Source organism: Mesorhizobium sp. M7D.F.Ca.US.005.01.1.1 (genome assembly GCF_003952545.1).
In the GTDB taxonomy this organism is placed as follows: domain Bacteria; phylum Pseudomonadota; class Alphaproteobacteria; order Rhizobiales; family Rhizobiaceae; genus Mesorhizobium; species Mesorhizobium loti.
Map to the genome: position 1 here is coordinate 131,461 of NZ_CP034453.1, position 13,669 is coordinate 145,129.

At 60.9% G+C, this 13,669-nt stretch carries 10 protein-coding genes; all 10 read right to left on the reverse strand.

All coding sequences use genetic code 11. The annotated features are described in order from the left end of the window. Window position 1: 1 nt before the first annotated feature. The 10 genes from trbF to EJ076_RS00745 all read right to left on the reverse strand — a co-directional run bounded on the left by trbF (window position 2) and on the right by EJ076_RS00745 (window position 13,052). On the reverse strand, window positions 2-733 hold the full coding sequence (gene trbF, locus EJ076_RS00700; RefSeq protein ID WP_063169230.1) for a conjugal transfer protein TrbF: 732 nt from the start codon (window positions 731-733) through the stop codon (window positions 2-4). After that, window positions 734-2,056 (reverse strand): P-type conjugative transfer protein TrbL, encoded by a 1,323-nt coding sequence (trbL, locus tag EJ076_RS00705; protein WP_063169231.1) that lies wholly within the window; start codon window positions 2,054-2,056, stop codon window positions 734-736. A 33-nt stretch (window positions 2,057-2,089) separates the two neighbouring features. After that, complete coding sequence (gene trbJ, locus EJ076_RS00710) at window positions 2,090-2,815, reverse strand: P-type conjugative transfer protein TrbJ (protein ID WP_024502854.1); 726 nt, start codon at window positions 2,813-2,815, stop codon at window positions 2,090-2,092. Beyond that, window positions 2,812-5,262, reverse strand: coding sequence for a conjugal transfer protein TrbE (gene trbE, locus EJ076_RS00715; protein ID WP_063169232.1), 2,451 nt, complete (start codon window positions 5,260-5,262; stop codon window positions 2,812-2,814). Before trbE ends, trbJ begins: the two co-directional genes overlap by 4 nt. Beyond that, window positions 5,256-5,528 carry a VirB3 family type IV secretion system protein gene (locus tag EJ076_RS00720; protein ID WP_024502852.1) on the reverse strand — a complete coding sequence of 91 codons (273 nt, stop codon included), beginning with the start codon at window positions 5,526-5,528 and terminating at the stop codon, window positions 5,256-5,258. Before EJ076_RS00720 ends, trbE begins: the two co-directional genes overlap by 7 nt. Next, complete coding sequence (locus EJ076_RS00725) at window positions 5,528-5,836, reverse strand: TrbC/VirB2 family protein (RefSeq protein WP_024502851.1); 309 nt, start codon at window positions 5,834-5,836, stop codon at window positions 5,528-5,530. The genes EJ076_RS00720 and EJ076_RS00725 overlap by 1 nt, the downstream gene beginning before the upstream one ends. A 12-nt stretch (window positions 5,837-5,848) precedes the next feature. Then, on the reverse strand, window positions 5,849-6,817 hold the full coding sequence (trbB, locus tag EJ076_RS00730; protein WP_024502850.1) for a P-type conjugative transfer ATPase TrbB: 969 nt from the start codon (window positions 6,815-6,817) through the stop codon (window positions 5,849-5,851). Continuing rightward, complete coding sequence (locus tag EJ076_RS00735; protein WP_063170364.1) at window positions 6,814-7,227, reverse strand: CopG family transcriptional regulator; 414 nt, start codon at window positions 7,225-7,227, stop codon at window positions 6,814-6,816. Before EJ076_RS00735 ends, trbB begins: the two co-directional genes overlap by 4 nt. 116 nt (window positions 7,228-7,343) lie before the next feature. Continuing rightward, window positions 7,344-9,368: a conjugal transfer protein TraG gene (locus EJ076_RS00740; protein ID WP_063169233.1), complete on the reverse strand. Its 2,025-nt coding sequence runs from the start codon at window positions 9,366-9,368 to the stop codon at window positions 7,344-7,346. A gap of 219 nt (window positions 9,369-9,587) precedes the next feature. Further along, window positions 9,588-13,052 (reverse strand): Ulp1 family isopeptidase, encoded by a 3,465-nt coding sequence (locus EJ076_RS00745; RefSeq protein WP_063169234.1) that lies wholly within the window; start codon window positions 13,050-13,052, stop codon window positions 9,588-9,590. Window positions 13,053-13,669 lie beyond the last annotated feature (617 nt).

Below are 13,669 nucleotides of genomic sequence, written 5' to 3' on the forward strand. Positions count from 1 at the left end.
TTTACCTTTCATTGGTGGACTCCGTCGGAGAAAGGGGGGTTGGGACGGCGCTGTCGAGCTCGCGTGACCAGTCAATGGCATTGATGAAGACGCCGAGCGGATTCTTGCGCAGCTGATCCGTATTGCTTGGCGAGCGAATCACGATCGTGAGGATCGCAGTCCAGCGCATCGTGCTGGCAAGGCTTCCGCGCTCAAACACCTGCTCGGTCCATTTGACCTGGAATGAACTTTCGGAGGCTCTGACCACGCTGGTGACCTGTACCGAAACACTGCGCGTTCCGATCTGACCGAAGGGGTCGTTCGCCTTGGCGTATTCGTTGAGGAAGAGCGCTGCGCGATCGCTAGCAAAGTCGTACGCTGCCAACCAGTTCTGCCGTACCAAAACCGGATCGGTGGAAACGGAACGGACATTCTGGATGAAGCGGCCGAGATGCCAGGCGATCTGAGCATCCGAGGGCTCATAATTCCGGATCGCCGGCGCGACGGCGCGCGTCTCGCCGAAGCCATCGACCTCGACGACATAAGGCACGACACGGCTTTGCATCGACTGCCATACGAGTCCGCCGGAAAGCCCGGTCGCCAAGGCCAGGCAGCCAAGGGCCATGATCCGCCAGTTCCTGGCCTGCAGTCGAGATGAGCCGATGCGCTCGTCCCACAGCTGGGCGGCTTTTTGATACGGCGTGACCGGTTCGGGTGTTTTGCCGTAACGGTGCACGGGTCGCTTGAAGAGCATCTAGTCATCCTTGTCGTTGAGAGAGGGGGTGGCGCTGCCTCCCGGCCGGTCTCCGTCTCGGACAGCTTGCATGGCAGCGTGGCGATTTGCACGGGCGGTCTGTTCAGAACGTAGGCGCCTTGCCCACGTCGGCGCCGAAACAGTGGCCGAACCGGCAGAGCGTTCGGTCATTGGCGCTGTCGGCGTGCCGCCGGTCGCGGTCCACGCGGCATCGCGCCCGGCATCGGCGTTGCGCCCAACACTTGCAGTGGCGGATCGCGCTATGCGTATAGCGGCGCCGCCAGCTGCACTGGTTACACCATGCATTCCAGCAGCCACACCGGAGAGGCCAGCGTCGGGCGAGGTTGCGCGCCCGATCTGCCATGACGTGGAAGCAGCCGATCCCATTGTTGTGCCGGCTCGGATGGCGGCGACACCGCCGCTGGTTGCCATACGCGCGCCAGCAAATGCTGTGCCTCCAGCAACGAGTGATACACCCGCTGCCGCCGCGGTCGTGCCGAGGGCGGCGCCCGCCCCAAGCTGCGGTGCGCCTGAGACAAGACCCGACGCGATCCCCGGCCCAAAAATGCCAAGGCCAAGCAATGCCAGTGCGCCCAGTACCTGGGACATGGCACCGGCAAGATCCGGCTCCTTGCCTTGCAATGCGGAAGCGAACTCCCCGAAGAGCGTGGAGCCGATACCGACAATGACGGCGAGCACCATCACCTTGATGCCTGACGAGATAACATGGCCGAGCACGCGTTCGGCCAGGAACGCTGAACGGTTCCAAAGTGCGAATGGAACCAAAACAAAACCTGCCAGCGTGGTGAGCTTGAACTCAAGGATGGTGATGAAAAGCTGGATGGAAAGGATGAAGAAGGCGATGATGACCAGGAACCAGGCCATCAGCAGCACGAAGATGGTCAGTGCGTTGCCGAAGATTTCCGGGAAGCCCAGGAGCTGACTGGCTTGGTCAAGCATTGGCCAAGCACCTTCGAAACCGGTCGCGGCAATGCGGCCCGGGCGCAAGAGATTGTCTGCCGACAGATTGCCGGCCGACGCCTTAATCCCGAGACCGGCAAAAGAACGATAAACGATATCGGCGAGGTTCTTGAAATTGTTCAGAATGAAGGCGAAGACGCCAACATAGAGCACCTTGCGGACAAGCCGGCCGAGAACGCTGGTTTCGTCGCCGAGCGCCCACGCCAGGCCGGCAAGTGTGATGTCAATGCCGATCAGAATGGTAGTGAGGAAGGCGAGGTCGCCCGATAGCAGACCGAACCCGCTGTCGATGTAGCGGATGAAGGTCTCCATGAAGCGATCGATGACGCCAAGGTCGTTCATGCCGCTGCCTTTCTCGTCGTGATGAACTCGTGATTAATTGCCGGGATAAGCCGAGCCGGTACCCAAGAATCGCTTCGTCATCTCGCGGGCGGCTTCGTCTGACTGGGCCTTGCGGGCGGCATCCTCGGCCTCAGCTCGAAACTGCGTTGCGAGCAGCGTCTGGATCTGCATCTGCTGTTTTGTCGAAAGCGCCATCAGCTGGTTGGTGGCCTGGCTTGCCTGAAGCGCACCGGCCGCCCCTTGGCTGCGGTTGACGAGATCGGCGAGCAGATCGCCGTCGGCGCGGACGTTCTCGACGATTTGCGACTGGACACCCATGGTCTGGCGGAACGCCTGCATGGCGGTTTGCCAACGCTCCCGCGCAGCACTCGCCACATCGCTGACTTTGATCGTGGCGTCGTAGCTTTCCGGATATTGGCTGCGCCACTGGTCTTGAAGCTTGCCCAGATCAAAGCTGAGGCCACTCGCCTGGTCCATCAAGCCGTCGATGCGATGGAGCGAACCGGTGAGTTGGCCAACGGAAGAGAAATCCAGACGCTGAAGATTGCGCGCCATGTTCTGCAGCATGGTCGCCTGATTCTGCAGCGACTGGATCTGGTTGTTGATCTGCTCCAATGCGCGCGCGGCCGTCAGCACGTTCTGCGCATAATTGGACGGATCGAACACGATAAGGGCGTAGGCGGGCTGCACATAGTCGGCCATAGGCTTGGCGATCAGGGAAACGGTGATCAGGCCGGAGAGAAGGCGTCGCCGCATCATGAGAATTGCTCCTTGTCTGGTTGAGGGAATTGCTTGAGAAGTTCGCCGGCCCAATCGAGGCCGCGCGCGATCAGGAACTGCGAGGCAAAGCTGCCTTGCCCGTCTTCGGACATGATCCTGTCGATCAGAGTCTGCGTGGCCGGATCGGAAGCACCGCAAAGCGCAAGAGCGATGGGGCCAAGCTCGAGCTCGAACAGACGGTTGCCGCGGCGCGATTGCAGATAATACTGACGCTTCGGCGTGGCGCGGGCGATCAATTCGATCTGCCGCTCGCTTAAACCGAAGCGCTCGTAGGCTGTGCGCGCCTGGGGTTCCACGGCACGATCATTGGGAAGGAAAATGCGCTGCGGGCAGCTTTCGATGATTGCCGGCGCTATGCCAGAGCCCGCGATATCAGCCAGCGACTGCGTAGCGAAGACAACCGACACGTTCTTCTTTCGCAGCACCTTCAGCCATTCGCGGATGCGGGCGGCGAACAGCGGATTGTCGAGATAGACCCACGCCTCGTCGAGCATGATCAGCGTGGGCCGTCCGTCGAACCGTTCCTCAAGTCGCTGGAACAGATAGGTAAGCACCGGCAGCAAAGCGCTTTGGCTGTGCATTAACTCCTCGGTCTCGAAACACTGCACATCCGACAAGGCCAGCCCATCATGATCGGCATCGAGCAGGCGGCCGAAGGGACCGTCGAGCGTGTAGGGCATCAATGCGGTCTTCAGCGCATTGGATTGAAGCAGGACCGAAAGACCGGTCAGTGTGCGTTCCTGCGCCGGCGCGGTGGCAAGGCTGGCCAGCGCTGACCAAATAGCCTCCTTCACCTCCGGCGTGACGGTGACGTTCTCGTGGGCAACAAGGCTGGCGATCCATTCGGCCGCCCAGCTTCGGCTAGCCTGGTCGTTGATGCTGCGCAGTGGCTGAAAGGCAAGGGAACCGTCCGCTCCTAGCGCGTGGTGTTCTCCACCCATGGCAAGTGTTGCAGCACGGGCCGAATTGCCTTTGTCGAAGACATAAACCTGGGCGCCGGCGTAGCGCCTGAACTGCAGAGCAATCAGAGCAAGCAGAACCGACTTGCCGGCGCCGGTCGGACCAACAACCAGCATGTGGCCGACATCTTCGACGTGGGTGGAAAGCCGAAACGGTGTCGACCCACTGGTCTCGGCAACGAAAAGCGGTGGCGCTTCGGTTTGGGTGACTTTCGCGAGATGCTCGTTTGTCGCAGGACCGGCCCAAACCGACGACAGCGGCATGAGATGGGCAAGGTTCAATGTATGAACGAGCGGTTGGCGAACGTTAGCGTAGACATGGCCAGGCAATGAGCCGAGCCAAGCCTCGACCGCATTGACGCCTTCTCGGATCGTGGTGAAGCCGAGCCCATTGATGATGCGCTCGACCGCGCGAAGCTTCTCTGCAGCGGCTTGGCGATCCTCGCCCCACACCGTCACGGTGGTGGTGAGATAGCCGAAACTCACATGATCACCGCCCAATGCCTGAAGGGCTTCGTCGGCATCGAGCGCCTTGTTGTCGGCATCGCTATCGACAAGCGGGACCGGCTCGTTGGTAATGACCTCGCGTAGGATTGCCACGATCGATTTGCGCTTGGCAAACCACTGCCGGCGCAATCGCGTCAGCGTCTTCGTGGCTTCCGTTTTCTCGAGCGGAATGAAGCGCGTCATCCAGCGATAGGCGAAATCCTGATGATTGAGGGTATCGAGGATTCCGGGCCGGGTGAGGTTCGGAAAGCCGAGGATGGTCAGTGTGCGAAGATGCTGCTCACCCAGCATCGGCTCCAGGCCACCGGTAAGCGGCGCATCGACCAGGATTGCATCCAGATATATCGGCGTTTCCGGGGCCATGATAGGATGGCGACGAGGCGAAATCGTGCCGTGGAGGTAGGTCAACGTCTGAGCATCATCGAGGACGCGTACTTCGGACATGAAACCCGAGAAGAGATCGAGCACGCGGTTGGTCTCGTCACGGAACCTCGCCAGATCCTGGCGCCAGTCTCTTTCTCCTCGGGAATAATGAGAGTCGACGAGCGTGCTTTCTGCGCGCGCCTGGGCGTCCGGCGGTGGCATAAACACCAAGGTCAGATGATAGCGGCTCTCGTAGTGCGCTACCTTCCCCTCGAAAGCAGCGCGGCGTTCTTCGTCGACCAGCCACGACGCGGCGTCAGGAAAATGCGAGTTCGGATAGCCCAGCGCTTCTGTGCGCTCGGCCTCAAAGAACAATGCCCAGCCAGAGCCAAGGCGTCTGAGAGCATTGTTCGCCCGGGCGCAAATGCCGACGAGTTCAGCCTCCGTCGCACTTTCGAGATCCGGGCCGCGGAACCGCAACGTCCGCTGAAAGCTGCCGTCCTTGTTGAGCACGATGCCGGGCGCCACCAAGGCAGCCCAGGGTAGATGGTCGGCAAGCCGGTCGGCTTTGCTTCGATATTCCGAAAGGTTCAGCATGCAAGCCACCCCTTCAGACGTAGGTGGCGCACAAGCACGCTGGCGAAGTCCGGATCGCGTCTTGCGGCAAACACCGCTAACGAGTGGCCTGCGATCCAAAGCACCAGACCAGCAATCCATTGCTGCAAGCCGAAGCCAATGGCCGCGGCCACTGTACCGTTGAGGATCGCCACCGCGCGCGGAGCCCCGCCGAGCAGGATCGGCTCGGTCAGCGCCCGGTGGACCGGTACTGCGAAGCCCTCGATATGCTGCTCCCCGGCGGCCATCAGACGAGCGCCCCACCACCGAAGGAGAAGAAGGAGAGGAAGAAGCTCGATGCCGCGAAGGCGATCGACAGACCGAAGACGATCTGAATCAGGCGCCGAAAACCACCGGCGGTGTCGCCGAAGGCAAGCGTCAGGCCGGTGGTGATAATGATGATCACCGCAACGATCTTGGCGACCGGTCCCTGCACGGACTCCAGGATCTGCTGCAGCGGCTGCTCCCACGGCATGCCGGAGCCGGCGGCATAAACCGGGGCCGTGATAAGAAACGCGAGCGCTGTGGACGAAAGAAAGCGAAGCTTCTTGCGCATGAGGAAGGCCTTTCAAAGCTGCTGGAGTTGCGAAAGCGTGAGCGGGGCAACGGCGTAATCGCCGCTGCCGTCGAGACCGGTGACCTCGGCGATTGCGTCGATGTGGCGCGACGAGCCGCGTCCCGCTATGAAGACGATCAGATCTATCGCCTCAGCGATGAGCCGGCGGGGAACGGTGACCACCGCTTCCTGGGCGAGTTGCTCAATGCGATAGAGAGCCGAGCGCGCGGAATTGGCGTGTACGGTAGCGATGCCGCCTGGGTGCCCGGTGTTCCATGCCTTCAGCATGTCGAGCGCTTCCGCGCCCCTCACCTCGCCCACGATGATGCGGTCCGGCCTGAGCCTCAGCGTCGAGCGCACGAGATCGGCAAGGGTGACCGAGCCCCGCCTTGTTCTCAGGGCAACGCAGTCCCTGGCCGCGCACTGCAGTTCGCGTGTGTCCTCGATCAGGATCACCCGATCGTCGCATTCGGCGACTTCAGCCAGCAGAGCGTTGGCGAGTGTTGTCTTCCCCGAGGAAGTGCCGCCGGCGATCAGCATGTTGCGCCGCTCGCGGACGGCCTTTTTCAGCGCATCGGCCTGCAGCGGCAGCATGATGCGTTCGGCAACATAGTCGGCCAGGGTGTAGACTTTCGCGGCGGGCTTGCGGATGGCAAAACATGGCGCCAACACCACAGGTGGCAGCAGGCCTTCGAAGCGTTCGCCAGACGGCAATTCGGCACTGACGATCGGGTTGTCGGCGTGCGCCTCGGCGCGCACGTGCGAAGCAACCAGGCGGATGATACGTTCTGCCTCGGACGGGTGCATGTGAACGTCGGTATCGACCCGACCTTCGCCTAACCGGTCGAGTCGCAGCGCGCCGTCGGGATTGACCATCACCTCGATGACGGACGGATCGGCCAGGGCTTCGGTGATTGCCGGACCCATGGCGGTGCGCAGCATGACACGCCGCCGGTGGTCGGCCTCGGGATGAGAGCTCATCCTTCCCCTCCCCCACCATTGTCTTTGCTAAGCGACTTTTTGCCGGAAGCGATCTGGCGGCCGACCTTCTCAACGAATTTCTCGAAACGCTCTTGGGCAATAGCCTGCGTTGCCCGATCCGGGACCGGCGTGTGGGCGTGAAGGGTGATCGAAAAGCGGATGAAGAGCGCCAGGCTCTCCAGGATCACCTCGGAATCGCGCCTGACGTGGGCAAGATCGCGGGAGAGCCGGTCAAGCCTTACGCCGTAGCGCCGATCGAACTCGCTCTCGCCACGCCGCTCGATGAACGCCTCGATCGCCTTCCCCACGATCGCTGATTTGGTCGTTGACGGATCGCGACTGAGGTTGTCCAGTTTCTCGCTGAGCTCCGGCTCAAGCAGAAACTGATGGCGAATGCGGTGCGGCTTCATGCGGATCGTTCCGACGGCCCGGCGTTGCGCCGGCGACGGGAGAAGCATCGGCCAGACGCTCAAAATTGCTTATGGCCGTTATCTACGCTGAGGTGCGCTCTGCAACTCAGCGGACTTCAGAAGCCGGGAATGACATCGTCGCCCCTGCCCTCGTTGATACCGTAGACGCGGGCCGCAGTGGAAATCCGATCCATGACACGCTTGTCCGCGAGCGCTTCGCTGTCATCGTCTGCGGGCTTGTACAGATCGGCCTGATCGGGCTCTTGAGAGACAACAACGTCTTCTTCGGGCAGGCTTGGATGGCGTTGCTGCTGAACGCCTCCCTCGTCTTCAACTGGCGCGTCGGCGCTTTCCTCGTCCGCAGCAAGTCGGCTATCGACGCTGCACACTTGTCCAGTCCAGCCGTCCGGGCGTGATGCAGGGCAGTCCGCATAGGGTCCGTCGTGCAGCACCGGCGCAGGCAGCACCCGATCTGTGAAATTCTGATCCTGATAATAGCGCAGCTTCTTGGCGCGGATCGGCGGCAACCCAGAAACCAGGACCAATTCGTCTGACGGCGGCAATTGCATCACCTCGCCTGGCGTCAGGAGCGGGCGCGCGGTTTCCTGGCGGCTCACCATGACATGTGAAAGCCAGGGCGCAAGCCGATGGCCCGCATAGTTGCGCATCGACCTAAGTTCGGTTGCGGTGCCGAGGGCATCCGAGATGCGCTTGGCCGTGCGTTCGTCATTGGAGGAAAAGGCAATTCGCACGTGGCAATTGTCGAGAATAGCATTGTTCTCGCCATAGGCCTTTGAAACCTGGTTCAAAGATTGTGCGATCAGATAGGAGCGAATGCCATAACCTGCCATGAAGGCGAGCGCCGTTTCGAAGAAGTCGAGGCGACCGAGCGCCGGAAACTCGTCCAGCATCATGAGCAGCTGATGCTTACGGCTCTTCTTCGGGTCCCCCTCCAGACGCTCCGTCAACCGCCTGCCGATCTGGTTCAAGATCAGTCGCACAAAAGGCTTGGTGCGCGAGATATCCGAAGGCGGCACGACCAGATAGAGCGACAGCGGTCGCTCTCCATCCACTAGGTCAGCGATGCGCCAGTCGCAGGACGAAGTGGCCGCCGCGACCGTTGGATCACGATAAAGCCCGAGAAAGGACATGGCGGTCGAGAGGACGCCTGAGCGCTCGTTTTCCGACTTGTTCAGGAGTTCGCGAGCCGCCGAGGCCACTACGGGATGGACCTGAGGGTTATGCCCCGTCCCGAGATGGTTTGTCGTCATCATCCGCCGTAGCGTTGCGGCAAACGAGCGTTGCGGGTCCGACAGGAAGGTGGCGACGCGGGCCAGCGTCTTGTCCTCTTCAGCGTAGAGCACGTGCAAAATGGCGCCAACTAGGAGTGAATGGCTGGTCTTCTCCCAGTGGTTCCGTCGCTCCAGCGCGCCCTCGGGATCGACGAGGATGTCGGCGATGTTTTGAACGTCCCGGATCTCATCTGGGCCTTTGCGCACCTCCAGCAGCGGGTTGTAGCGTGCCGATCTCGGGTCGGTCGGATTGAACAGAAGGCAGTACGAGAATTTCGACCGCCAGCCGGAGGTCAACTGCCAATTTTCGCCTTTTATATCATGAATGATGGCAGACCCGGTCCAGGAAAGTAGCGTTGGAACAACCAGCCCCACGCCCTTGCCCGAACGCGTCGGCGCAAATGCCATGACGTGCTCCGGGCCGTCATGGCGCAGATAGCGATCGTTCAGCCTACCGAGGAAAACGCCCGCCGGCCGTAACAACCCTGCCGTCTCGACCTCATGAGTCGTGGCCCACCGTGAAGACCCATAGGTCGTAACCGACCCGCGCTGTCGCGCGCGCAAAAGCGAGCCAGCGATTGCGGCGGCACAACCCAGGAATCCGCTGGCGCCTGCAAGCGTACCGGCTTTGTCGAAGACCTCCGGCGCATAAGCATCGAAGTGGAACCACCATTCAAACAGCTTCCACGGCTTGTAGATTGGCCAGCCGGCGAAGAGAAACCATGGTGCGCCGAGAGGCGTCTGGTAGGTCAGCATTTGAGCGCACCATTGGGTTGCCGTCCATACGCCGATAATGACAATTGCGCACACAACGGCGATCTGCCCGATCAGTAGCTTCGTAGGTGTCATCGGCTTGGCCCGCTGAACAACGCGACCTAGCATCGCGCGGCGCAGCCGGGACAGGAATGTTCCTCACATACGATTTGGGAGCAATGAACGACTTCCTACGTATGCAGGTCGGTCAGCACGCGTGTTGCGCCTTCACGCGACACCATCCGCCACTCCATCCTTTCCATTCACCCTGAGGCCCGGCGCCGCCGACAGTTGCGTGACCGCTCCTCCGCAAAGTTATCTTCTGCGTTCAGGGAGCCACGGCGCCTGGGCTGGCTGATGAACACCGTCCGCTCGCGCATGTGGGGTCGAATTGATTTGTGCCCAAGTGGAGGCAGGCTCGTCTTCCAACAGTTGCCGCAGTTCCCCTGGCTCGAACGCCATCATCGGTGGGGAAGCGGGTTCATCCTCCAACAGTTGCCGCAGTTCCCCTGGCTCGAACGCCATCATCGGTGGGGAAGCGGGTTCATCCTCCAACAGCTGCCGCAGTTCCCCTGGCTCGAACGCCATCATTGGTGGGGAGGCAGGCTCGTCCTCCAACAGTTGCCGCAGTTCCCCTGGCTCGAACGCCATCATTGGTGGGGAGGCAGGTTCGTCCTCCAACAGTTGCCGCAGTTCCCCTGGCTCGAACGCCATCATTGGTGGGGAGGCAGGCTCGTCTTCCAACAGTTGCCGCAGTTCCCCTGGCTCGAATGCCATCATCGGTGGGGAGGCGGGTTCATCCTCCAGCAGCTGCCGCGGCTCTTCCTCGTGCGGCAAGCGCCTCCTTAGCCGGTCTTGCAGCGCCTGCCGATCGGCAACGAGGTTGTCGAGGGGCAGCGGCTCGTGGTCTGGCCGCTGCCCTTTCACCAATCGTTCAACCAGCGCCCACGTGCCCTCCAGGACAAATACGCCGCAATCATAATGGTTCGTCTGTCTGGCCATGGGGGCTGGCGCCAAGGTGGCATTCAGCAGTCCTGCGAGCTGTTTTGCAGGCACGTCGTTATATCCCTCTCGCTGGAGGGAGTCGTAGTGATAGGCGAACCGCCTTTCCGGGTCGCGGCGATCAACGAGCAGCAGCGACCAATGGGTGCCGGGGCTAGTAGCCGTGCCATTATTCACTGGCAAGAACAGGAAGTCGGCTGTGGCGTTGTTTTGATTATAGATGGACTGCAATATGCCTCGAGCGTCTTGCGGCGACGTGTGTCGCAGTAGATGGGATACGGAAGGATCCACCAGCCGAGTCCGGGCAGCGAGCGCCGGATTGATCCCCTGCAGTTGCCCCTCCAGCAAATTGTAATCTCTCTGGATATGGGCGTCGCTCAGCCATTCGGCGGCGCCGAGCACCCGCCCCGTTGCAACGTTGGACGGGGCTGTCGGATCGAGCGCCCCGATCTGAGCCCCAGAGGAACTGGTAGTCAGTGTGGTCACATCAACCAGTGGAAGGCCGCGGTAGGTGCCTGGCAGCCTAGCGGTTGCTGGCGAGGCGGGTTGGGGAGCTCTTGCCGGTGCCGCTGGCCCAGCTTCAGCAGCGGCCCCAACGCGCCTGGTGACTGCGTCTGCCGGATGAGCAGAAAGGACAGTTTCGCGCCCGAGCACAATGCGCGGCAGGATATCCCGGAGGTGAGCCAATGCAGAACTGATACTTAGCCTATTACCATAGGAGACAGCCTTGAAGCTCTCAACATCTTTATCCAGCGATTTGTCGTGAATCCGAGCCGCAATCCCAAGCTTGTTATTTTGACGCAGGTACTGACTAAAATGTCTAAGAAAATTTGTATAGCCGCCCACGGTATCTGGATTCCGTCCGGTCGCAGGCGCTGCCAGGTACTCCTTGGTCGAAGCGGCTCTGTAATTTCTAATGAGCTCGGCATCGTCAGGATAGGGGATCACGACAGGGCGAGCCATAATCGGGGCTCCGCCTGTCGACTTCTTGAGGTAACGCAGTGCGCCAGCCACGGTGGAGGAACCACCCGTACTCTCGTACTCCTTGAGATCCTGATCCAGCGACGAATGGTAAAGCCGAGCAGCAAACCCTGGCTTGTTGTTTTGAAGGAGCCACCGACTAAAGCCGAAAAGAGAATTTACATTGTAAGTGACCGTGTTCGCTTTGGCCTTACCCGCGTGGAATGCTGCCCTCAGCCCTTCGATAGCGGTCGCATCGTTGGAATAGACAGGACGCTTGTCGGCACCGTCGGGGACTACAATTGGACGATCCGGCTGCACTGTCGAGGGCATCGACCCACCACCTCCGGGATGCGGTGCTGGGGTGGATTCGTGCTCATCCCTCTGCCTGACGAGCTGCGCCTCACATTCCGGTGTAGCCACCTCATGAGGATCCTGCATCGGTTCGATCCCCTCCATCTCCTGCTGCAACCAAGCCAAAGCTTGGCGAGCGGCCTGCGCGGCTTCATCAACCGCGGAGGATGTCTCCACACCTCTGGCGGACGCCGGCAGAGCCTGCTCCGCCCGCCGTCGAAAGAGCTCTGGCGAGGCGGATTTCTCCGCCCACAATCTGGGCTGCGTAGCGAGTCCCCGTCCAGATTTATGTGGCACCGCCTCGCTTGGCAGCGGGCTGCTCCTGTCCCGTGCAGCTACCAGCTCCTCCGGGGCGCCCTGGTCGCCGTGGCGCCAGTTCAAGTGAGGGACGGCCTCTCCAAAGTCGGGCGCTTGGTGTTGGTGCGCGGTTGGGGCGAGAGACAATGGTAGATCGGTGCCCTCCTTATAACCTACCGGCAGGAGCTCCTCTGGCCAATCGAATCCCTGCTGTGGTGCGGTATGCTGAGCAGCGTCGCCACGGGGACGAGCCTCCATGCTGACCGCGTTTTCCAGATGATTCCCGAGTATAACGCGCGGCGGGTTCTTGCGGAGATAAACCAGCGCAGATTCGATCGGAGCTCCACCATTAGAGGAGGCGGCCTTGTAGCTCTCAACATCTTTATCCAGCGATTTATCGTAAATGCGACCCGCAATTCCGAGCTTGTCATTTTGACGTAGGTAATGACTGAAATGGTTAAGAGCAGTTGCGTAGCCGCTCGCGGATCTGAAATGTCTGGTGAGCGCGGCGTCGTCAGGATGGGGGTTCAGGACAGCGCGACCCACAATCGGGCCGGCTCCGCCCATCGACTTCATCAATTGACGCAGTGCGCCAGCCACGGTGGAGGAACCACCCCTACTCTCGTACTCCTCGAGATCCTGGCTCAGCGACGGATGGTAAAGCCGAGCAGCAAGCCCTGGCTTGTTGTTTTGAAAGAGCCAACGACTAAAGCCGAAAAGAGAATTTGTGCTGCGAGTGACCGTGTCCGGCCTGGCTTTACCCGCAAGGAGTGCTGACTTCAGCCCTTCGATGGCGGTGGCATCGTTGGAATAAACAGGACGCTTGTCGGCACCGTCGGGGACCACAATTGGACGATCCGGCTGCACTGTCGAGGGCATCGACCCGTCGAGATGCGGTGCTGGGGTGTATTCGTGCTCGTCCCCCTGCATCACAAGTTGCGCCTCCCGTTCCGATGTACCCACCTGATCGGTGGGGAGTTGCATCATCACGCGAGCGCCTGAGTTGCCAACCTCACCTGGTTGCCGCTCAGTGACAGCATGCTGCAGATTGCTTTGGATCCTCTGCCTCTTCGTTGGTCTCAACTCACCTTTACCATGCGAGCCATTGACGAGGACCTCCTCGCCTAGCGCACCCATCAACTCGTCCGCCGCCTGCAGTTCGCCCAAGTGCTGCTCAAAACCGGCTTGGCCGGCCTGTCCGCTTGCTCGTGCGGTACGGCGTGCTGCACCTGCAGCCAAGCTGCCACGATGAATGTCTAGTTTGTACGGGTGCACGCTATCCTCACTTCCACAGATCACATGAGCAACCTACTCAGGCAAGCTTTCGAGAGGCTGACGAGGTCCGCCGCCGCGGAAGGCGAAGGCTGGTTTTCTGCTCAGCGGTTGACGGCCTCGCGTGTTGCGGCCGCGCCGGGTATCACGCCAATCAATCTGAATAGTCGATGCGTCAAACGAACCAGGATGGGATTTTCGTAGCGGGGCTGCTCTACTCACTCTTGTCCTGAGGGCAGAATTCAACCATATCGCCGAGCAACTGGATGCCGATTGGATACCCGATCCGGAAAGCTTCAGCTCATATGTGACGCGAGGATGAGAATCGTGGCAGCTCCAGACCGACGGGCTGCCACCCACAGCGGCGATGACCGACGAGGGTCTTCTATTGCCAAGGCAATCGTCCGTTCGGGGACCTATGTGTTCCAATGCTCGTCGAGCGGATCGGTGGGCCGCACCGCCGTAGCGTTACGGCGAGCGGAAGCGGCGTTGGGTGCGGCTTTTCCCCTGAA